This is a genomic window from Ancylobacter defluvii (assembly GCF_018390605.1).
GTDB lineage: Bacteria > Pseudomonadota > Alphaproteobacteria > Rhizobiales > Xanthobacteraceae > Ancylobacter > Ancylobacter defluvii.
On record NZ_JAHBGD010000019.1, the window covers coordinates 113,801 to 134,988 of the forward strand.

General features: G+C 68.7%; 18 protein-coding genes. 7 read left to right on the top strand and 11 right to left on the bottom strand.

The window, feature by feature from the left end; genetic code table 11:
* Window positions 1-87: 87 nt before the first annotated feature.
* Window positions 88-2,439, top strand: coding sequence for a Tex family protein (locus KHC24_RS14695; protein ID WP_213364059.1), 2,352 nt, complete (start codon window positions 88-90; stop codon window positions 2,437-2,439).
* A 427-nt stretch (window positions 2,440-2,866) separates the two neighbouring features.
* Here the strand turns inward: KHC24_RS14695 and serA are convergent, their stop codons facing one another.
* Window positions 2,867-4,135, bottom strand: a complete 1,269-nt coding sequence (gene serA / locus KHC24_RS14700; RefSeq protein WP_271180562.1) for a phosphoglycerate dehydrogenase — start codon at window positions 4,133-4,135, stop codon at window positions 2,867-2,869.
* Window positions 4,136-4,404: 269 nt separating this feature from the next.
* Between serA and KHC24_RS14705 the strand changes: the two genes are divergently transcribed.
* On the top strand, window positions 4,405-5,862 hold the full coding sequence (locus KHC24_RS14705) for an AMP nucleosidase (protein ID WP_213364060.1): 1,458 nt from the start codon (window positions 4,405-4,407) through the stop codon (window positions 5,860-5,862).
* A gap of 38 nt (window positions 5,863-5,900) precedes the next feature.
* On the opposite strand, the gene KHC24_RS14710 is transcribed toward KHC24_RS14705, so the two are convergent.
* Window positions 5,901-6,353, bottom strand: coding sequence for a winged helix-turn-helix transcriptional regulator (locus tag KHC24_RS14710; protein WP_213364062.1), 453 nt, complete (start codon window positions 6,351-6,353; stop codon window positions 5,901-5,903).
* A 184-nt stretch (window positions 6,354-6,537) separates the two neighbouring features.
* On the opposite strand from KHC24_RS14710, the gene KHC24_RS14715 reads away from it, so the two are divergent.
* Window positions 6,538-7,770: an MFS transporter gene (locus tag KHC24_RS14715; protein ID WP_271180563.1), complete on the top strand. Its 1,233-nt coding sequence runs from the start codon at window positions 6,538-6,540 to the stop codon at window positions 7,768-7,770.
* 74 nt (window positions 7,771-7,844) lie between these two features.
* On the opposite strand, the gene KHC24_RS14720 is transcribed toward KHC24_RS14715, so the two are convergent.
* The 9 genes from KHC24_RS14720 to KHC24_RS14760 all read right to left on the bottom strand — a co-directional run bounded on the left by KHC24_RS14720 (window position 7,845) and on the right by KHC24_RS14760 (window position 16,327).
* Entirely contained in the window at window positions 7,845-8,696 is an 852-nt protein-coding gene (locus KHC24_RS14720; RefSeq protein ID WP_213364064.1) for a transporter substrate-binding domain-containing protein, read from the bottom strand.
* Between the two features lie 115 nt (window positions 8,697-8,811).
* The gene (locus KHC24_RS14725) at window positions 8,812-9,642 is read right to left on the bottom strand and encodes an amino acid ABC transporter ATP-binding protein (protein WP_246546973.1); all 831 of its coding nucleotides are present in this window, start codon (window positions 9,640-9,642) and stop codon (window positions 8,812-8,814) included.
* 10 nt (window positions 9,643-9,652) lie between these two features.
* Window positions 9,653-10,324, bottom strand: coding sequence for an amino acid ABC transporter permease (locus KHC24_RS14730; protein ID WP_213364065.1), 672 nt, complete (start codon window positions 10,322-10,324; stop codon window positions 9,653-9,655).
* Complete coding sequence (locus KHC24_RS14735) at window positions 10,321-10,965, bottom strand: amino acid ABC transporter permease (protein ID WP_373878570.1); 645 nt, start codon at window positions 10,963-10,965, stop codon at window positions 10,321-10,323. Before KHC24_RS14735 ends, KHC24_RS14730 begins: the two co-directional genes overlap by 4 nt.
* Window positions 10,966-11,111: 146 nt before the next feature.
* Window positions 11,112-12,482, bottom strand: coding sequence for an LLM class flavin-dependent oxidoreductase (locus tag KHC24_RS14740; protein ID WP_213364067.1), 1,371 nt, complete (start codon window positions 12,480-12,482; stop codon window positions 11,112-11,114).
* A 325-nt stretch (window positions 12,483-12,807) separates the two neighbouring features.
* A complete protein-coding gene (locus tag KHC24_RS14745) occupies window positions 12,808-13,791 on the bottom strand; it encodes a 5-oxoprolinase subunit C family protein (protein ID WP_213364068.1) in 984 nt (327 codons plus the stop codon).
* The gene (locus tag KHC24_RS14750) at window positions 13,784-14,653 is read right to left on the bottom strand and encodes a 5-oxoprolinase subunit B family protein (protein WP_213364070.1); all 870 of its coding nucleotides are present in this window, start codon (window positions 14,651-14,653) and stop codon (window positions 13,784-13,786) included. The genes KHC24_RS14745 and KHC24_RS14750 overlap by 8 nt, the downstream gene beginning before the upstream one ends.
* Before the next feature lie 13 nt (window positions 14,654-14,666).
* A complete protein-coding gene (locus tag KHC24_RS14755; protein WP_213364071.1) occupies window positions 14,667-16,085 on the bottom strand; it encodes an acetyl-CoA carboxylase biotin carboxylase subunit in 1,419 nt (472 codons plus the stop codon).
* A gap of 2 nt (window positions 16,086-16,087) precedes the next feature.
* Window positions 16,088-16,327, bottom strand: a complete 240-nt coding sequence (locus KHC24_RS14760; protein WP_213364072.1) for an acetyl-CoA carboxylase — start codon at window positions 16,325-16,327, stop codon at window positions 16,088-16,090.
* A 162-nt stretch (window positions 16,328-16,489) separates the two neighbouring features.
* On the opposite strand from KHC24_RS14760, the gene KHC24_RS14765 reads away from it, so the two are divergent.
* From KHC24_RS14765 to KHC24_RS14780, 4 genes are all read left to right on the top strand, one after another.
* The gene (locus tag KHC24_RS14765) at window positions 16,490-17,452 is read left to right on the top strand and encodes a LysR family transcriptional regulator (protein ID WP_213364073.1); all 963 of its coding nucleotides are present in this window, start codon (window positions 16,490-16,492) and stop codon (window positions 17,450-17,452) included.
* A gap of 88 nt (window positions 17,453-17,540) precedes the next feature.
* Complete coding sequence (locus tag KHC24_RS14770; RefSeq protein ID WP_213364074.1) at window positions 17,541-18,266, top strand: LamB/YcsF family protein; 726 nt, start codon at window positions 17,541-17,543, stop codon at window positions 18,264-18,266.
* A gap of 227 nt (window positions 18,267-18,493) precedes the next feature.
* Entirely contained in the window at window positions 18,494-19,453 is a 960-nt protein-coding gene (locus KHC24_RS14775) for an AraC-like ligand-binding domain-containing protein (protein WP_213364075.1), read from the top strand.
* A gap of 50 nt (window positions 19,454-19,503) precedes the next feature.
* On the top strand, window positions 19,504-20,883 hold the full coding sequence (locus tag KHC24_RS14780; protein WP_213364077.1) for an aspartate aminotransferase family protein: 1,380 nt from the start codon (window positions 19,504-19,506) through the stop codon (window positions 20,881-20,883).
* The last annotated feature ends 305 nt before the right edge of the window (window positions 20,884-21,188 follow it).

The following is a 21,188-nucleotide window of genomic DNA, read 5'->3' on the forward strand; positions in this document are numbered from 1 at the left end:
CGTGGCGATGAGGTCACGCCCCCCGGGCGTGGCCTTTGCCGGCGCAGCTGACTATGGTCGCCCCTCCGCAGCGAATCCGTGACCCGCATGACAGCCGACAACACCTCCCTCGCCGCCCGCATCGCCAGCGAGATCGGCGCCCGCCCGCAGCAGGCGGCCGCGGCCATCGCCCTGCTCGACGAGGGCGCGACCGTCCCCTTCATTGCGCGCTACCGCAAGGAGGTCACCGGCGGGCTCGACGACACCCAGCTGCGCCGGCTCGACGAACGGCTCATCTATCTGCGCGAGCTGGAATCCCGCCGTGCCGCCATCACCTTGTCGATCCGCCAGCAGGACAAGCTCACCCCGGAGCTGGAGGCCGCCCTCGCCGGCGCCGGCACCAAGGCGGAGCTGGAGGACATCTACCTCCCCTACAAGCCCAAGCGTCGCAACCGCGCCGACATCGCCCGCGAGCGCGGCCTCGGCCCGCTCGCGGATGCCATCCTCACCGAGCGCGCCGCGGTGCCGGCCGAGCTGGCAAAGGCCTATGTCGTCGGCGAGGTGGCGGATGTGAAGGCGGCGCTCGAAGGCGCCCGCGACATCGTCTCGGAAGCCTTCGCGCAGAACGCCGAGGTCGTCGGCCGGCTGCGCGCCTATCTGCACGGCAAGGCCGATCTGCGCGCCCGCGTAGTCGAGGGCAAGCAGGAGGCCGGCGCCAAGTTCTCCGACTATTTCGACCATGTCGAGCGCTGGGCCAATGTGCCCAGCCACCGCGCGCTCGCCATGCTGCGCGGGCGCAACGAGGATGTGCTGGCGCTCGACATCGAGGTCGATGCCGAGGACCCGCGCCCGGTGAAGCCGGTGGTGGCGATGATCGCGGAAGGCTACAGCATCGGCGACAGGCTGCCCGGCGACGTCTGGCTGCTGGAGGTCGCCGGCTGGACATGGCGGGTGAAGCTGTCGCTGCATCTCTCGCTCGATTTGATGACCGAGCTGCGGATGAAGGCGGAGACCGAGGCGATCAACGTCTTCGCCCGCAACCTCAAGGACCTGCTGCTGACCGCCCCGGCGGGCACGCGCACCACCATGGGCCTCGATCCCGGCATCCGCACCGGCGTCAAGGTGGCGGTGGTCGATGCCACCGGCAAGCTCACCGCCACCACCACCGTCTATCCCTTCCCGCCGAAGAACGACGTGCGCGGCACCCAGGCCGAACTTGCGGTGCTGATCCGCCGGCACGGCGTCGAGCTGATCGCCATCGGCAACGGCACCGGCAGCCGCGAGACCGAGAAGCTGGTCGCCGACATGCTGGCCGACATGCCGGCGCCCGAGAACGGACCGAAGCCGATCAAGGTGGTGGTATCGGAGGCCGGCGCCTCGGTGTATTCCGCCTCGGAGCTGGCGGCGGCCGAATTCCCCGGCCTCGACGTGTCGCTGCGCGGCGCCGTCTCCATCGCCCGCCGGCTGCAGGATCCGCTCGCCGAACTCGTGAAGATCGAGCCGAAATCGATCGGCGTCGGCCAGTACCAGCACGATGTCGACCAGTACCATCTCGCCCGCGCGCTCGACGCGGTGGTGGAGGACGCGGTGAACGCGGTCGGGGTCGACCTCAACACCGCCTCGGCCTCGCTGCTGGCGCGGGTGTCCGGCCTCGGCACCTCGCTCGCCGAGGCGATCGTCGCCCATCGCGACGCCCAGGGCGCCTTCGCCAGCCGCAAGCAACTCTTGGACGTGGCGCGCCTCGGCCCGCGCACTTTCGAGCAATGCGCTGGCTTCCTGCGCATCCGCGACGGCAAGGAGCCGCTCGACGCCTCGGCGGTGCATCCGGAAGCCTATGGCGTCGCCCGCAAGATCGTCGCCGCCTGCGGGCGCGATTTGCGCACGCTGATGGGCGACAGCGCGGCGCTCTCCACGCTCGATCCGCGCGCCTTTGTCGATGACCGCTTCGGCCTGCCGACCGTGCGCGACATCATCGCCGAGCTCGACAAGCCCGGCCGCGATCCGCGCCCCGCCTTCCGCACCGCGACCTTCGCCGACGGCATCGACGAGATGAAGGATCTCAAGCCCGGCATGGAACTGGAAGGCACGGTGACCAATGTCGCCGCCTTCGGGGCCTTCGTCGATATCGGCGTGCATCAGGACGGGCTGGTGCACGTCTCCCAGCTCGCCGACCGCTTCGTGAAGGACGCGCATGAGGTGGTGAAGGTCGGCGACGTGGTGAAGGTGCGGGTGCTGGAGATCGACCTCAAGCGCAAGCGCATCTCGCTGTCCATGCGGCGCGACGCGGCGGCGGGCGCGGCGAGGGCCGCGGACAAGGCTCAGCCGGAGCGCGGCCCACGCGACAATCGGGACAGTCGCGACAAGGGCGGCCCCAATCGCGGCAATCCCGCCAAGCCATCCCGGCTGGAGCCCACCGGCGCCCTCGGCGCCGCCCTGCTGGATGCCTTCAAGCGGCGCTGAATGGGCGGGTTCGCTTTCTCGGTGGGCGACTGCCGCCAACGAGCCGCCGGCTTTCTCGTCCTGCGCCGACGAAAGCGGGCCCCGACGGATGGCGGCTTCCTCTCCCCGTCGGGGAGAGGGCTGGGGTGAGGGGTCTTCGACGCTTCCCAATCGCGTCCCCTCATCGGCCCGCGGAGCCTGTCCATGGGCTCGCCGAGGGCGAGACCCGTGGGCGGACCACCTTTCCCCAAAGGGGAAGGCGCGCGGAAACCTATGCGCCCGGATGGCCGTCTCCGAGGCACGCTACGCTCATACCCCGAGGGCGAGACGGTTCCTCGGGGAAGCGGGACCGGCGAGCATCCACCCGTCCGCGGCCGCCTTCCCCTCACCGACCCGCTTCGCGGGCCACCTCTCCCCAACGGGGAGAGGAAAGAACGTGGTCGCCCGCTCAGATCTTGTATTCGTAGAGCAGCCGGGCGCGGATCGTGCCTTCCAGCGCGCGGATGTCGGCGAGCACCGCCTGGCTGTCGACCCCCGAGGCGTCGGCATCGAGCACCACATAGCCGACATCGGCGCTGGTCTCGTAATATTGCGCGGCGATGTTGACGTGATGGCGCGCCAGCACCTCGTTGAGCCGTCCCAGCATGCCCGGCAGGTTGCGCTGCACCTGGATGAAGCGGGTGCCGAGCGGGCGCGGCGGCAGTTGCACCTGCGGGAAATTGACCGCGCCCATGGTGGAGCCGGTGTCGCTGTAGTCGACCAGCTTGCGCGCCACCTCGGAGCCGATGCGCTCCTGCGCCTCCTCGGTCGAGCCGCCGACATGCGGCGTCAGGATCACGTTGTCGAGCCCCTGCAGCGGCGAGACGAAGCGCTCATTGTTGGAACCCGGCTCGGTCGGGAACACGTCGACCGCCGCGCCGCGCAGCTTGCCGCCGCGCAGGGCGTCGGCCAGCGCGCCGATATCGACCACGGTGCCGCGGCTGTTGTTGATGAGATAGGCTCCGGTCTTCATCGCCGCGATCTCGTCGCGGCCGATCATGCCGTGGGTCGCCGGCGTCTCGGGCACATGCAGGCTGACGATGTCGCTTTGGGAGAGCAGTTCGTGCAGCGTCGCCACCGGCTCGGTATTGCCGTGGCGCAGCTTGTCGGTGTGGTCGTAATAGATCACCCGCATGCCCATCGCCTCGGCGAGGTTGGAGAGCTGCGTGCCGATATTGCCGTAGCCGACGATACCGAGCGTCTTGCCGCGCACCTCGAGGCTGTTATTGGCCGACTTGTCCCAGCGCCCGTCATGGGCGGCGCGCGAGCGCTCCGGAATGCGCCGCAGCAGCATGACGATCTCGCCGATCACCAGCTCCGCCACGCTGCGGGTGTTGGAGAACGGCGCGTTGAACACCGGGATGCCGTGGATGCGGGTGGCATCGAGGTCGACCTGGTTGGTGCCGACGCTGAAGCAGCCGATGGCGATCAGCCGGTCGGCCGCCGCCAGGCTGTCGGCGGTGATCTGGGTGCGCGAGCGGATGCCGAGCACATGCACTCCCTTGAGCGCCTCCTTCAGCGCATCGCCGTCGAGCGCCTTGGTCAAGCGGGTGACGTTGGAATAGCCGGCGGCCTTGAGGATCTGCACGGCGCTGTCGTTCACGCCTTCGAGCAGCAGCACCCGGATCTTGTCCTTGGACAGCGACAGTTGCGGCGATTGGGATTGATGATCGTGCACGATCTCGGTCCTTCGGCGAGAAATGGGCAGGAGGAGGAAAGCCGCGCCGGGGTCCGGCCACGCGCCGCGGCTCCTCCGCCCAGGGAGCGGACGGTCCGCGGGCGGGCGGGAACTTACCGCTTTTGCCGCCGCCGTCTAGGCTCGCAACGGCGCGGGGCAGCCCTGCGCCGCCGGCAGGCCTTGCGGCGAGGCGGCATCATCTTGGCCTCCCGGCCTTCCCGACCGCGGCAAATCGCGCTAGCAGCGCTCATGTGGAGGCGACAGACCCGATGACATTCGAGACGGCGGCGACACCCGAGGCGGCGATAGACCGGCTGGAGACGCTCTACAGCGCGGCGCGCGAGGCGCTGCGGCACGATCTCCAACGCTATTTCGAGACCGGACAGGCGCCGGATGCCGAGGAGCGCGACCGCTATCGCTACCCGCTGCTGCGCGTGACCCATGCGCCGACGCGGGCGTCGACGGCCCGGATCCAGCGCGGCTACGCGAAATTCGCCGTGCCCGGCATCCACCAGACCACCGTGACCCAGCCGGCCGAGTTCCGCGCCTATCTGCTCGACCAGCTGACGCCGCTGGTGGAGGAATTCGGCGCCACCATCGAGACCGGCGTCAGCCACCAGGAGATCCCCTACCCCTACGCGCTGGAGGGCGGCGACGAACTGGGGCGCGGCAGGGTCACCGCCTCCGAGCTGGCACGGCACTTCCCCACCCCGCTGCTGTCGCTGGTCGGCGACGAGATCGCCGACGGCACCTTCGATCTGGTGGAGGGCGAGCCGCGCCCGCTGTCGCTGTTCGATGCCGTGCGCGTCGATTATTCGCTGCGCCGCCTCGTCCACTACACCGGCACCGACTGGCGCGCCTTCCAGCCCTGGATCCTGCTGACCAATTATCACCGCTATGTCGACCAGTTCGTGCGCCTCGGCCTCGCCGAGATCGAGGCCGGCACCGCCGAGGCGCTGATCACGCCGGGCGGGGTGCGGATCGACCGCGAGAGCTTCGACGTCGCTGCGGTGGAGCGGGTGATGGCGGCGCCGTGGCACCGCTACCAGATGCCGGCCTATCACCTCGTCCGGCCGGGCGGCGCCGGGGTGACGCTGGTCAATATCGGCGTCGGCCCCTCCAACGCCAAGACCATCACCGACCATCTCGCGGTGCTGCGGCCGCATTGCTGGCTGATGGTGGGCCATTGCGGCGGGCTCCGGCAGACGCAGATCATCGGCGACTATGTGCTGGCGCATGCCTATCTCCGCCAGGATGGCATTCTCGACGAGCTGGTGCCGCCGGACATCCCGATCCCGGCGCTGGCCGAGGTTCAGGTGGCGCTGCAGCAGGCGGCGGCGGAAGTCACCGGCGAGCAGGGCGACCAGCTCAAGCGGCGCCTGCGCACCGGCACCGTCGTCACCCAGGACGACCGCAACTGGGAACTGCGCTGGGCCAAGGAGCGCCGGCGCATCAACCTGTCGCGCGCCATCGCGGTCGATATGGAATCCGGCACCGTCGCCGCGCAGGGTTACCGGCTGCGCGTGCCCTACGGCACGCTGCTCTGCGTCTCCGACAAGCCGCTGCATGGCGAGATCAAGCTGCCCGGCGCCGCCAACGCCTTCTATGAGCGCGCCGTCAGCGAGCACCTGAAGATCGGCCTCGCCGCGCTGGACAAGCTCCGGCAGGCGGGGGCGAGCATCCATTCGCGCAAGCTGCGCTCCTTCGACGAGCCGGCCTTCCGCTGAAGCGCGGGGGGCTGGCGCGCCGCAGGGTCCGCGCCGGCTCACCCCGGCTCCGGCACCTTGACGATCAGCGTGTCGTCGGGACCGACCGCCCGCCCGTCCTGCGCCCGGATATCGAGCCGTACCGGCTGGCCGGCGGCGCGGTCGATCAGCCGCGAGTGCGGCTCCTGCGGCGCGAAGAGATGGCGCTCGCCGAACTGCCGCAGCGCCACCATCACCGGAAACAGGTCCTTGCCCATCGCGGTCAGGCGGTATTCCAGCCGCGTGCCGCCCGCCGCCACCGGCTCGGCGGCGAGAATGCCGTGCTCGACCAGCGTCCGCAGCCGCTCGGCGAGGATGTTGCGAGCGATGCCGAGGCTCTTCTGGAACTCGCTGAACCGCGTCATGCCATCGAAGGCGTCGCGCACGATCATCAGCGACCACCAGTCGCCGATAACGTCCAGCGCGCGGGCGCTCGGGCAGTGGTCGCCCTTCAGGCTCTTGCGCGCCACCATTCTTCCGCTCCCGCCGCCATTGGCACCCATCGATTATAGGTTGCATTATTAAACCATATTGGCTATTGCCGATATAAGTTTAATCATAAAACCAATAGATCTGGAGCCGCCAATGGAAATCCGTCGAGACGTGGCGCCGGCCGGCGCCGCGAACGCCGTTGCGCGCGGTCGGGATCGGCCGTCCGTGCCGGCCGCGAACGCCGCTCCGGAGCCGCCGCCCGCCCCGCTCGGCCGTCCGGTGCTGCTGCTGTTCGCGCTCGCCAGCGGCCTGGCGGTCGCCAATGCCTATTTCGCCCATCCGCTGCTCGATGTGATGGCCGATGATCTCGGCCTCTCCCGCGCCATGGCTGGGCTGATCGTGGCGGCGACCCAGATCGGCTACGGGTTCGGCCTGGTACTTCTGGTACCGCTCGGCGATCTCCTCGACCGCCGCCGGCTGATCGTCGGCCAGTTCCTGCTGTCGGCGCTCGCGCTTGTCGCGGTGGCGGTCTCGACCTCGGCGGCGATGCTGCTGGCCGCGATGGCGGCGGTCGGGCTGATGGCGGTGGTGACGCAGGCACTGGTCGCCCATGCCGCCGGGCTGGCGCGCCCCGCCGAGCGCGGCCATGTCGTCGGCGTGGTCACCGGCGGCATCGTGCTCGGCATCCTGCTGGCGCGCAGCGTCGCCGGCACACTGACCGACCTGTCCGGCTGGCGCACGGTCTATCTCGCCTCGGCGCTGCTCACCCTGCTGGTGAGCGCGCTGCTGTGGCAGGCGCTGCCGAGGCAGCACCCGCCGCGCCGGAGCGGGCCGGCGCCGTCCTATCCGCGCCTGATCGCCTCGCTGGTCACGCTCTTCGTCGAGGAGCCGGCGCTGCGCATCCGCGCCGTGCTCGCCCTGCTGATCTTCGCCGACATTACCACCCTGCTGGCGCCGCTGGTGCTGCCGCTCAGCGCCCCGCCCTTCGCGCTGTCGCATACGCAGGTCGGCCTGTTCGGCCTCGCCGGCGCCGCCGGCGCGCTCGGCGCGGTGCGGGCCGGGCGCTGGACCGATCGCGGCTACGGCCAGCGCGTCACCGGCATCGCGCTCGGACTGATGCTGTTCGCCTGGCTGCCGATCTCGCTGCTCGACCGCTCGCTGCTGTGGCTGGTCGCCGGCGTCGTCATCATCGATTTCGGCCTGCAGGCGACGCATGTCGCCAATCAGGGCCTGATCTACCGCGTCCGGCCGGAGGCGCAGAGCCGGCTGACCGCCGCCTATATGGTGTTCTATGCGATCGGCAGCGCGCTCGGCTCCGCGGTGTCGACGCTGGTCTATGCCCATGCCGGCTGGACCGGCGTCTGCCTCACCGGCGCCGGCATCAGCCTTGTAGCGCTGCTGTTCTGGGCGCTGACGCTGCGGGCCATGCCGACGTCGGCTCTCCCCGCCTCGACCTGAGCCGCACACGAAAAATCCCGGACCGGCAGGGCCGATCCGGGATCGATCTCAGGGTGATCTGTGGCGGATGCCGCTCAGAAGCTCGCTTCCGTCACCTGATCCGGCGTGGCCATCTCGGTGCCGAACCATTTCTTCTGCAGGCTGGCCAGCCGCCCGTCATGCTTCATCTTGATCAGCACGGCGTCGACGGCGTCCATCAGCGACTTGGCGTCCGCGGCCTTGGTGCCGATGTAGCCGAAATAGACCGGCTTGCCGAAGGGCGGCTCCACCACCTCGAACACGTCCGGCTTCTGCTTGGCGAGGAAGGCGATGTTCGGCAGCGAGTTCGCCACCGCGACGACGCGCCCGGCGCCGAGATCGGCATAGGACTGGCTGAAGTCGACATATTCCTGGATGGTCGGCGGCGTCGGCAGGGTCTTGGCGAATTCCTGCAGCTGCGCCAGCTGGGCGGTGGCCTTGGCCGTGCCCACCTTCTTGCCGGCGATGTCGGCGGGTTTGGTGATCGAGGCGTCGCCCTTCTTCTTCAGGATGGCGACGGTGGCGTCGGCGATCGGCGAGGAGAAGCGGTAGCGCTCCATGCGCGCCTTGGTGATGGTGGCGGGGCCGGCCACCATGTCGAACTTGCCGGCCTCGAGGCCCGGCAGCACGCTCGGCCAGGGCAGGTCGAGGAAGGTGATCTTCACGCCGAGCTCCTTGCCGATCTCGGCGAAGATCTCCTTGTTCATGCCGCTCTGCTTGCCGTCCTCGACGAAGTCGAACGGTGCGAATTGCAGCTCGGTGCCGACCGTGAGCTCGCCCTTGGCCTTGACCTTGGCGAGCAGGTCTTCCGCCCGGGCGACGCCCGTCAGCGCCATCGACGCGGCGACGCCGAGCGCGGCGAGGCGCAGGGCCTTGGTAACGGCGGAACGCCGGGTGAGATGGGTCATCGGTCTCTCCTGTTCCCTTGGAAGTTGCGGAAGGCGCCATGCCTCCGCTCTTCTTTTGTGCATAAAAGTATAGACATAACGACATGGGTACCGCAACGCGGCGCCAGCCGGCATCTCACGGCACGGCAACGTCTCCGCTGCCCTGCCAGAACACGTTGCGCTCGAAGTAGTTTTGCAGGAACTGCCGCAGCCGGGGATTCTCGTCCTTGCGGAACACCTCGTCCGGCGAGCCCGAGGCGGCGATCACCCCGCGGTCGATGAACACCACCGTGTCGGCCACCTGGGCGGCGAAGCCCATCTCATGCGTCACCACCGCCATGGTCATGCCCTCGGCCGCGAGGTCGCGCATCACCTGCAGGACTTCGCCGACAAGTTCCGGGTCGAGCGCCGAGGTCGGCTCGTCGAACAGCATGATGTGCGGCTCCATGGCGAGCGCGCGGGCAATGCCGACGCGCTGCTGCTGGCCGCCGGAAAGCTGGCTCGGATAGGCCTCTGCGCGATGTCCCAGCCCCACCTTCTCCAGCATGGCCCGCGCCCGCTTCGCCGCATCCTCGCGCGCGATCCCCCGCGCCAGCTTCAGCGGCATGGCGACGTTCTCCAGCGCCGTCATGTGCGGCCACAAATTGAACTGCTGGAACACGAAGCCGACATTGCGCCGCACCCGCGCCACCTCGGCATCGGAGACGCGGCGGCGCTTGCCGTTCTCCAGCGCGAAGCCGAGCAGCTCGCCCTCGATGTAGATTTCGCCCTCGCTGTATTCCTCCAGGAAGGCGATGCAGCGCAGCAGCGTCGACTTGCCGGAGCCGGACGGCCCGATGATGCAGGTCACTTCCGACTTGCGGATGGCGAGGTCGATGCCCTTCAGCACCTCGGCGGCGCCGAAGCGCTTCCACACGCCGCGCACATCGATGATCGGGCGGGAATTCGCGACAGGATGTGCGGTCATGTCCGCCCTTTCAGCTCTGGGTACGCAGCATGAAGCGGCCAACCCGCTTCTCCAGCCGCCGCGCCGCCGCCGTGACGATTTCGAGGAACGCCCAGTACACCAGCGCCAGGAACAGCAGCGTCTCGGCGAAGGCGAAGGTGGTGGAGCCGATCGACTGCACCACCGAGGTCAGCTCGTTCACCGTGATCACCGACAACACCGCCGTCTCCTTGGAGAGCAGCACCGTCATGTTGGCGAGCGCCGGCAGGATGATCACCAGCATCTGCGGCAATTGCACGTGCCGCACGATGTCGAGCCGGCCGATCCCCATCATCCGCGCCGCCTCGATCTGGCCGGGCGGCACCGAGAGGAAGCCGGCGCGGAAGATCTCGGAGAAATAGGCGCCGCCATACAGCGCCAGCCCGGCGGTGCCGGCGACCATCGGCGTCAGGTCGAGGCCGAAGAACGGCCCACCATAATAGATCACGAACAGCTGGATCAGGAACGGCGTGCCGCGCATCACCGCGACATAGAAGGCCAGCGGCGCCGCCAGCCAGCGATTGGTGAACAGCTGGATCACCGCCACCGCCAGCCCGATGGCCAGGCCGATGGCGGTGCCGGCGACCCAGATCAGGATGGTCAGCACCATCCCGTCGAGGATCTCGCGCCAATTGTCGGTGAGGATGGCGGGGTTGAAGCTCATCGCGCCGTCTCCAGCCGGAAGCGGCTCTCGGCAAACCGGCCGGCCAGCGTGATCACCCCGTTGATGACGAAATAGATCGCCCCGGCGGTCAAATAGATCTCCAGCGGCTGGAAGGTGGAGGTGGCGATGTTCTGCGCCAGCCGCGTCAGCTCCAGCACGCCGACCACCGAGATCAGCGACGAGGCTTTCACCATCATCGTCGTCTCGTTGACCAGCGAGGGCAGCGTGAAGCGCACCGCCAGCGGCACCTCGATGCGGGTGAGGATCTGCGCCCGGCTCAGGCCCACCATGCGCGCCGCCTCGACCAGCCCATGCGGGATGCCGAGAAAGCCGCCGCGCAGGATTTCGGCGATGTAGGCGCCGGTGCACAGCGCCAGCGTGCCCACCGCCGCCACCGAGGAGGGCACGTTCACCCCGATCAGCGGCAGGCAGTAATAGGAGATCAGCAGCTGCACCAGCAACGGCACGCCGCGGAAGAAGCTGACATAGAAGGCGGCGACGCCGCGGCCGAGCCGCGAGGCCGACAGGCCGGCGGCGCACATCAGCGTGCCGATGCAGAAGCCGATCGCCACCGAGCTCAGCGAATAGATCACCGTCCAGACCGATGCCTGCAGCAGCATCGGCAGCGATTTGATGATCAGGTTGAAATCGAACATTCAGTTTCCCGGACAGCGGCAGGCGAAACTCGACAGGCAGGTGGCGTCCGACAGGCGCGCAGCCCCCGACCTGACGCCCGACCTGACGCAACGTAGCAAGATGCCCGCCAACTGAGTGTCCGCCGGCCTGCTCACGCGGTCACGGCCCCGCCAAGCTGGCGCCGCGCCCGCGCATGGCGGTTCTCCGGCACCGGAATGCCGAGATTGGCACGCAGCGTCGTGCCTTCATATTCATCGCGGAACAGCCCGCGCCGGCGCAGTTCCGGCACCACCAGCTCGGTGAAGTCCTCCAGCGCGGCGGGCAGCGTCGGGCACATCACGATGAAGCCGTCGGCGGCGCGGCCCTGGAACCACTCCTCCATGAAGTCGGCCACCACCGCCGGCGTGCCGGTGATGCCATTGCCGGTGTGCTTCTCGCTGAACAGCTTGATCAGCTCGCCCACCGTGTGCCCCTTCATCACGAAGTCGGTCAGCTCGTCGAACAGCGCCTTGGAACCCTTGGGCGCCGCCGGCAGCCGGTCCTTGGGGAACGGCTGGTCGAGCGGCACGCCGGAGAGATCCGCCTCGAGGAATTCGGCCAGCATCGCCCGGCCGACATCCGGGTGCAGCTTGTCGGCGAGGTATTCCACCTTCTCGCGCGCCTCCGCCTCGGTGCGCCCGACATTGATGACCACGCCGGGCATCACCTTCAATTCGTCGGGATGGCGGCCGAACTTGCCCATGCGCTCCTTCAGCGCCGCGTAGAAATCCTGGCTGCGCTTGAGGTTGGAGGCCAGCGAGAACACCACTTCCGCCGTCTCGGCGGCCAGCTCGATGCCGGCCTCCGAGCCGCCGGCCTGGGCGATCACCGGCCGGCCCTGCGGCGAGGCGGCGATGTTGAGCGGGCCGCGCACCTGGAAGTGCTTGCCCTTGTGGTTGAGCGTGTGCAGCTTGTCCTTGTCGTAATAGACGCCGCTTTCGCGGTCGAGCTTCAGGGCGTCCGGCTCGTAGCTGTCCCACAGCCCGAACACCACGTCGACGAACTCCTTGCCGCGCTCATAGCGCAGCGCATGCGGGTCCAGTCCCTCGCGGTTGAAATTGTAGCCGGTCTCGTCATGGTCGGAGGTGACGACGTTCCAGCAGGCCCGGCCACCCGACAAATGGTCGATGGAGGCGAAGATGCGAGCAAGGTTGAACGGCTCGTAATAAGAGGTCGAGGCGGTGGCCACCAGGCCGAGATGCGAGGTGGAGACCGCCAGCGCGGAGAGCAGCGACAGCGGCTCGAAGCGGTTCATCTTGGTCGGCAGGCGGCACAGCGCCTCCGGGTCGCCAATGGCGGCGGCGGGGGAATCCGCCAGGAACATGAAGTCGAACTTCGCCGCTTCCGAGATCTGCGCCACCTTGAGCAGGTGGCGGAAATCATTGGCGCCGTTCACGTCGCTGCCGGGATGCAGCCAGCCGGCCGGGTTGTAGCCGAAGGTGTAGACGAAGGTCCCGAGCTTCAACTTGTCCGCGCGTGTCATGCCGGTCACCTCCCTGAGCGCCGCCATTCTATTTGTATAGACGTATTTGTCGAGATTGCCGGGTCTTTCCCACAACCGACCATCGGCGGATTCCGCGCCGGCGCGTGCCCCGGCGGCTGGGTGGCACGCAAGCGAAACCGGTGTGCTCCGATAGCACGGCGGCGACCGGCGGCAAAAGTCGGGGTCTTTGCGGAAGCCGCGGCGGCCGGCCGGATCGACAGGCGGGCCCGCCCCCTGAACCGCCCCGGCCGAGAAACCGAAAAGGGCGGCCTCAGGCCGCCCTCTCACGCACATACGGGGAAATCCGGGCGCGCGCCCGATAGTGTCAGATCAGCTCGCCCAGCCGCGCCAGCCGCGCCGTCTCCACCGCGCGGGCCGTGAGCGCGTCTTCCAGCGTGACCGACTGGAAGCGCACCGGCTGGTGCGGCTGCAGCTGGCCGATCAGGTCCATGTCGGCGGAGATCACCGTGCCGATCATGAAATAGCCGCCGCCCGACACCGCGTCGCGGTGCAGCACGATCGGCTCGGTGCCGCCCGGCACCTGGATCGAGCCGTAGGGATAGCAGCTGTCGACGATGTTGGAAGGGTCGGAGCCGGCGCCGAACGGCTGCTGGCGCGGCACGAAGTCGAGCTTCTTGCCGCCGCGGAAGCGGTAGCCGATGCGGTCCGCCTCCGGCGCCACCTTCCAGGTGTCCTCGAAGAAGCCGGCCTGCGCCTCCTCGGTGATGCGGTGCCAATACAGCCCCGGCAGCACGCGGATTTCCACCCCGCTCTCCTGCGCCGGCCGGCGCCCGTCGGGCGGCAGCGTCTTGCCCTCGCCTCCGGCGGTCGTCGGCGCGCCCAGCGGCACCACGTCGCCCGCCTTCAGCGCCCGGCCCTCGAAACCGCCCAGTGCGCCCAGCGCGTAGGTCGAGCGCGAGCCGAGCACTTCCGGCACGTCGACGCCGCCATTTATGGCGATATAGGCGCGCGCGCCGCCCTTCAGGAAGGCGAAGGACAGCACCTGCCCGGCCGCAACCTTGAACGCGGTCCACAGCGGCTGCTCGACGCCGTCGAGCTTGGGCGGCAGCTCGGCGCCGGTGATGGCAACCAGCGCGTCGGCGGAAAACCGCAGTTCCGGCCCGAGGAACACCGCCTCCAGCCCGGCCGCGCCATCGGGATTGCCGACAAGGCGGTTGGCGGCGATCAGCGCGAAGCGGTCCATGGCGCCGGAGAGCGGCAGGCCGAGATGGTAGTAGCCCGGCCGGCCGAGGTCCTGCACGGTGGTGGCGAGGCCGGGCTTGACGACCTCGAAGGAGCGCTCAGCCATTGAGGGCCTCCAGCAGCTTGGCGTTGGTGCCGGCGGGATCGGCGGTGAAGGCGTCGAGCGAGAACGGCACCGGCACGATCTTCGGCACGAAGGTCCCGGCCTCGATCGCCGCGACGGTGGCGTCGTATTCCTCGCGTTCGATCGGGCGGAACTTCAGGATGTCGCCGGGGCGGAAGATCATCAGCTCCTTGAGGTAGCTGATCTTTCCCGCCGGGTCGTAGATCGGCATCGGGGTGACGCCGAACATCTGGTAGCCGCCGGCACCGCGCACCGAATAGATGCAGCCGAAGCAGCCGCCATGGCCGATGGTGAGGCGCGGCGTGTCGGTGCGCGGGCGCAGATATTTCGGCACCTCGATCTGCTTGTCCCGCTCCACCAGCTGGTAGGTGAAGGGCAGGCCGGCGACGAAGCCGACCATGGAGACGAACCAGGGCGAGGCCGCATGCGCGGCGATGAAGCTCGCCACGTCCGGGTAGTTGTTCACCCGCGCCGCATATTCGAGGTCGGTGGCGTCCGGGTCCTGGTGGCGCTCGCGAAAGCGCATCAGCGTCTCGCGCGTCCACGGGTCGTCATAGAGCACGGGGATCTCGATGATCCGGGTCTCGATGGTCTTCTCGGCCGCCTCGGCCGCCGCCTCGAAGCCCTTCAGCTGGTCCATCAGCGCCTGCGGCGCGATCACGTCCGGGTCGAACTTGATCTGGAACGAGGCATTGGCCGGGCAGATCTCGGTGACGCCGGCGATACCCGCCTCGCGCACCGCGGTGGTCATGGACAGGCTCTTGAAGAAGGCCTCCAGCGACATTTCCTCGTCGACCTCGACGAAGATGTGCTCGTCGCCGCCGAATGAATAGCGCGTCTGCATTCCGGGCGGTCCCTCAGGCTGGTGTGACAAGAGTGGGTGAAGCGGATGCGGCCAATGGCGCCGCGGCAAGGGGAACCGCAAGGGGAGCGGCGGCCAGCCACTCCTCCAGCCAGCGCGTATGCACCGTCCCCGCCTGCACCGCCGGATCGGCGGCGAGGGCGCGGTGCAGCGGCGCGGTGGTCGGCAGCCCCTCGACGACGAGTTCGCCAAGCGCGCGGTCGAGCCGGACGATCGCCGCGGCGCGGCTGTCGTCATGGGCGATCAGCTTGCCGAGCAGCGAATCGTAGAAGGGCGGCACCGTGTAGCCGGCATAGAGCAGCGTGTCGAAGCGCACCCCGAAGCCACCGGGCAGGGTCAGCCCGGTCACCGTGCCGGGCGACGGACGGAAATCGGCGGCCGGGTCCTCGGCACAGATCCGCGCCTCCACCGCATGGCCGCGCAGCACGATATCCTGCTGCCGCAGCGCCAGCTTCTCGCCCATGGCGACCCTGATCATCGCCCGCACCAGGTCGACGCCGGTCACCATCTCGGTCACCGGGTGCTCCACCTGGATGCGGGTGTTCATCTCGATGAAGAAGAACTCGCCGGTGGCGTCGTCGAACAGATATTCCAGCGTGCCGGCGCCGCGATAAGAGACCCGCTCGGCCAGCCGCACCGCAGACAAACACAAGGCGATGCGCTGCTCATTGGTCAGGCAGGCGGCAGGCGCCTCCTCCCACACCTTCTGGCGGCGGCGTTGCAGCGAGCATTCGCGCTCGAACAGGTGCACCGCCCGCTCGCCGTCGCCGAGCACCTGCACCTCGATATGGCGGGCGCGACCGATGAAGCGTTCGAGATAGAGACCGCCATCGCCGAAGGCCGCGCGCGCCTCGCCGCTCGCCTGCGGGAACAGCGTCGTCAGCTCGGCCTCGTCGCGGGCGACGCGGATGCCGCGCCCGCCGCCGCCGGCCGCCGCCTTGATCATCACCGGATAGCCGATGCGCGCCGCTTCGACCCTGGCGGTGTCGAGATCGGCGACCACCCCCTCGGTGCCCGGCACGGTCGGCACGCCGGCGGCCTGCGCCTGCTGGCGGGCGCGGGCCTTGTCGCCCATCTGGCGGATGGTCTCCGGCTTCGGCCCGATGAAGACGAGGCCGGCCGCCTCGACCATCTCGGCGAAATCGGCATTCTCGGAGAGGAAGCCGTAGCCGGGATGCACCGCGTCGCAGCCGCTCTCCAGCGCCGCGCGCACCACCGCCTCCTTGTTGAGATAGGATTTGGTGGCATGCGCCGGGCCGACCAGCGCCGTGGCGTCGGCGAGCCGGGCGGCCAGCATGTCGCCATCGGCGGCGCTCACCGCCTGCACGGTGCGCAGGCCCAGCTCGCGGGCGGCGCGGATCACCCGCACCGCGATCTCGCCGCGGTTGGCGATGAAGATCGACGTAATGGCCATGGTCAGGCGTCGAGATCGTAGAGCGGCTGGCCGGCCATCACCGCGTCCTCGTTCTCCACATGGAAGGCGAGCAGCCTGCCGGCCTCCTCGGCGACCACCGGCGTGAACGACTTCATCACCTCGATCAGGCCGATGGTGTCGCCCACCGCCACCGCGTCGCCTTCGGATTTGAAGGCCGGCTCGCCGGGCGCGGCGGCCCGGTAGAAGGTGCCCGGAAGCGGGGCCTGTATCGTCTTCGCCATCACATGCCGTCCATCGAAGCTGCAGTCCAAAGCTGCGGGGAGAGTTGCAAAAGACGTTCCGGTCGAGAAATAGCATTAAGGAATTCGGGACATCAGAAAATCAGATAGCATGGCCGCGCGCCACGCCGAGCGCCGCGCCGAGCACGCCCTGCCGAGGAGCATATGTCGATTTCGCTGAAGCAGATCCGCTATTTTGTCGCCGCCGCCGAAACCGGGCGGATCAGCCAGGCCGCGGTGGAGCTGAACGTCTCGCAATCGGCGGTGACCGCCGCCATCCAGCAACTGGAGGCGATGCTCGGCGCCCGCCTGCTCGACCGCACCCCCACCGGAGTGAGCGTGACGCTGGAGGGCAGCCGCTTCCTGTTGCAGGGCCGGCAGATCCTCACCCAGGTGGCGGAGGCGGTGCGCGATGCCCGCCACTCCACGGTGCCGATCGCCGGCACGGTGCGGGTCGGCGTCACCTACACGGTGTCGGGCTATTTCCTGCCGCGCCATCACATCCGCTTCCAGTCGAGCTTTCCCGGCATCACCGTCGAACTGTTCGAGGCGCCGCGCTCGGTGGTGGAGCAGGCGCTGGTCGACGGCGCGCTCGACGTCGCGGTGCTGCTGGTCTCCAACCTGCAGGACAGCGAAAATCTCGCCAGCCAGCTGCTGCTGCGCTCGGCGCGCCGGCTGTGGCTGGCACCCTCGCATCCGCTGACCCGGATGGAGCGGGTACGGCTCGCCGACATCGCCCGCTATCCCTATGTCGTGCTCACCGTCGACGAGGCCAAGCACACGGCCATGCGCTATTGGGGCGCGCAGGGGCTGGAGCCCAACGCCATCTTCCGCACCTCCTCGGTGGAGGCGGTGCGCTCCATGGTCGGCGGCGGCATGGGCGTCACCATCCTGTCCGATCTCGTCTACCGGCCCTGGTCGCTGGAAGGCCAGCGCATCGAACTGCGCGAGGTGGCGGACGAGGTGCCCAGCATGGATGTCGGCCTCGCCTGGCGGCGCGACACCGGCTTCACCCCGGCGACGCAGGCCTTTTGCGATTTCCTGCGCTTCGCGGTGGCCGGCGACAGCGCCGGCCGTGCCGCCACGCCGGACCCGCCGCGTCTCGCGCCGCAGGACATCGAAAATTGAGATATCGGCTTCCGCTTAATACGATTTGACGCTCGCCGCCCGGCTTCGCCACGTTTCGTGCCGATAGTGTGGACATGAGGAGTGCGCGATGGGCGTCGTCATCAATTGCGACATGGGCGAGGGTTTCGGCCTGTATCGCTGCGGCGACGATGCCGGCATCATGCCGCATATCGACATCGGCAACGTCGCCTGCGGCTTTCACGCCGCCGATCCGGTGGTGATGCGCGAGACGGTGCGGCTCGCCGCCGAACACGGGGTAGCGGTCGGCGCGCATCCCTCCTTCCCCGACCTGCAGGGCTTCGGCCGCCGCGACATGGCGATGGGGCGCGAGGAACTCGCCGCCTGCGTGCTCTACCAGATCGGCGCGCTGAAGGGCTTCCTCGACGCCGCCGGCCTGCCGCTCAATCACATCAAGCCGCATGGCGCGCTCTACGGCGCGGCGATGCGCCGGGAAGAGGTGACGCAGGCGATCGCCGACGCCGCCTCGGTCTATGGCGTGCCGGTGATCGGCATGGCCGGCACGCTGCACGAGGAGGTGTACCTCGCCCGCGGCCTCACCTTCGTGGCGGAATATTACGCCGATCTCGACTACGATCCCTCGGGAGCGCTGATCATCACCCGCGAGCACCCGGCGCGCGACCCGGTGGAGGCAGCGCGGCGCGCGGTGCGGATGCTGGCCGAGGGCAAGGCCACCACCATTGACGGCCGCGACTTCGAGCTGAAGGCGCAGACCATCTGCGTCCACTCCGACACTCCCAACGCCGCCGAGTTGGCCCGGGTCTTGAAAGAAGCGGTGCGGCCCTGGCTCGCCTGAGCGGCCGGACCAGCGACCGGGCGGCAGACGTGTCACAAAGCGATGCCGCGCCCGGAAAGCTCGACCGAAGCCTTGGACCGAAGCGCTCGACAGAACGCGCCTTGACTGCAACGCCTTGACTGCAACGTGCCGATCGATAACCCGCCCCGGCACGCTGCGTTTCAGCGGCGATGCCGGTCCCAAGGGCGCCCTGTGGCCGCCCCGTCCGTGGATCGGAGGAGCATGACATGCGTGCCAGCTACTCGACCGATCAGGTGGCGCCGACCGCGCGGCGCCAGTTCTGGCAGGACGCCGTTTCCAAGACCTATTTCCCGCTCGATCTCCGCTTCGGCACCGGCAATGAGTTTTCCGGCAGCCTCGGCGCCTGGTCGCTCGGCCCGGTCGCGGTGTCGCGCAATGTGTCGGACGGCCTGCTCTATCGCCGCCACCAGCGGCATCTCGTCGCCGAGCGCGAGGAATGCTACCTCATCACCGTGCCCGAGCTTGCCGAGATCCGCTTCGAGCAGGACGGCCGGCAGGTGCAGTGCCGCCCCGGCGCCTTCCTCATCGAGCGTAGCCACCTGCCCTATGAGTTCAGCCACCGCGACCCGGCGGCGCTGTGGGTGATGAAAGTGCCGAGCGCGGTGCTCCGCGCCCGCATCGCCCGGCCGGAACGCCTCGCTACGCTGCAATTCGACGCCAGCCGCTCGGTGGGCGCCATGTTCGTCGACATGCTCAGGCTCACCGGCGCGCGCATCGACGAGATGGACGAGCCGGCGCGCGCCTTGATGGGCAGGCAGCTGATCGACCTGCTCGCCATGGCGATCGAGGCGGATGAGCGGGTGCTCGCCGGTCATTCCTCCACCGTGCGCAACGCGCATCTGCACCGCTGCGAGCAATTCATCCGCGCCCGGCTCGGCGATGTCAGGCTGTCGCCGCAGATGGTGGCGGAGGGCTGCGGCATCTCGGTGCGCTACCTGCACCAGATCTTCGAGGCGGAAAATATTACCGTCGGCGCCCATATACGCAACCAAAGATTGCTCGCCTGCGAGGCGATGTTGCGCGATCCTCTGTGCCGCAAGTCGATCTCCGAGATCGCCTATGAATGGGGCTTCGGCGACCAGGCCCAGTTCAGCCGCAACTACCGCGCCCGTTTCGGCTGCACGCCGAGCGAGGCGCGTTCCGCCTCCCGTTCCCCCGCAAGCTGATCGCGGGGGGTTCTCCCAGCTCCACGAATTCCCGCCTCAAGGTTCCGAGCATGTCCGCCAATTCGCTGCACAGTCTGGATGTCGCCCATCACATCCATCCCGTCACCAACCTGCGCCGGCACGAACGCCAGGGGCCGATCGTCATCGACCGTGGCGACGGCATCTACGTCTATGACGACGAGGGCCGCGAATATATCGAGGCCATGGCCGGGCTGTGGAGCGTCGGCGTCGGCTTCGGCGAGCCGCGACTGGTCGAGGCGGCGACCCGGCAGATGTCGAAGCTGCCCTACTACCATGTGTTCTCGCAGAAGGCGCACGCTCCCTCGGCGCTGCTCGCCACCAAGCTCGCCGAGCTCGCCCCGGCCGGCCTCAGCCGGGTGTTCTTCACCAATTCCGGCGCCGAGGCCAATGACAGCGTCATCAAGTTCGTCTGGTACTACAACAACGCGCTGGGCCGGACCGAGAAGAAGAAGTTCATCTCCCGCGAGGGCGCCTATCACGGCATCACCATCGCGGCGGGCAGCCTCACCGGCCTCGCCGGCAACCAGAAGGGCTTCGACCTGCCGCTGTCCTTCGCCCGCCACGTCTCGCGCCCGCATTACTACCGCAACGCGCTGCCGGGCGAGAGCGAGGCGGCGTTCGTCGAGCGCCTCGGCAAGGAGCTCGAGGACCTGATCCTGGCCGAGGGCCCGGAGACGGTCGCCGCCTTCATCGGCGAGCCGCTGATGGGCGCCGGCGGCGTCATCGTGCCGCCCAAGGGCTACTGGCAGAAGGTGCAGGAGATCTGCCGCAAATATGACGTGCTGGTCATCGCTGACGAGGTGATCAACGGCTTCGGCCGGCTCGGCACCATGTTCGGTAGCGAGGCGCTCGGCATCGATCCGGACATCCTGGTCTGCTCGAAGCAGATCACCTCCTCCTACCAGCCGCTCGCCGCGGTGCTGATCAAGGACGAGATCTACCAGGCGATCGCCGACCAGTCGGAGAAGCTCGGCACCTTCGGCCATGGCTACACCACCGGCGCCCACCCGGTCGCCACCGCGGTGGCGCTGGAAAACCTCGCCATCATCGAGGAGCGCGGCCTCGTCGCCCGCGCCGCCGCCATGGGCGAGTACATGCGCGCCGGCCTCGCCCGCTTCGCCGATCACCCGCTGGTGGGCGAAGTGCGCGGCATGGGTCTTATCGCCGCCGTCGAGCTGGTGGCGGACAAGGAGACCAAGGCCCGCTTCGATCCGGTCGGCAAGGTCGGCCTCAAGCTGTTCGACCGCGCCCATGACCACGGGCTGATCATCCGCGCCATCGGCGATTCCATCGCCTTCTGCCCGCCGATGATCATCACCGAGGCGCAGATCGACGAGATGCTGCGCCGGTTCAAGATCACGCTCGACGAGATCACCGACTGGGTGAACGCCGGCATGCCCGACGCCTGAGCGCCAACCCCCTGAGCGCCCCCCCTGAGCGCCAACCCCTGAGCGGCTGCCGCTCACGCGCGAGACCGATGGTCCCGCCCCGGCTTCCGGGGCGGGATTTTCTTTGGTCCCCCCCACAAGACCTCGCGGCAGGGGCAGCACCGCGACAGGGCAGCGCCGCTGACCAATTTCCAGGCACCCGCGCGCCGAGCCCAGAAATCGGGCCGAGAATGCTCTCAGGCGCAAATCTTCCTGCACGGAGCGTCAAGAGCGCTGTCGCGAAACCACGTTTAATGCTTCCCGACACCTCCGACATCGCCTCCTCG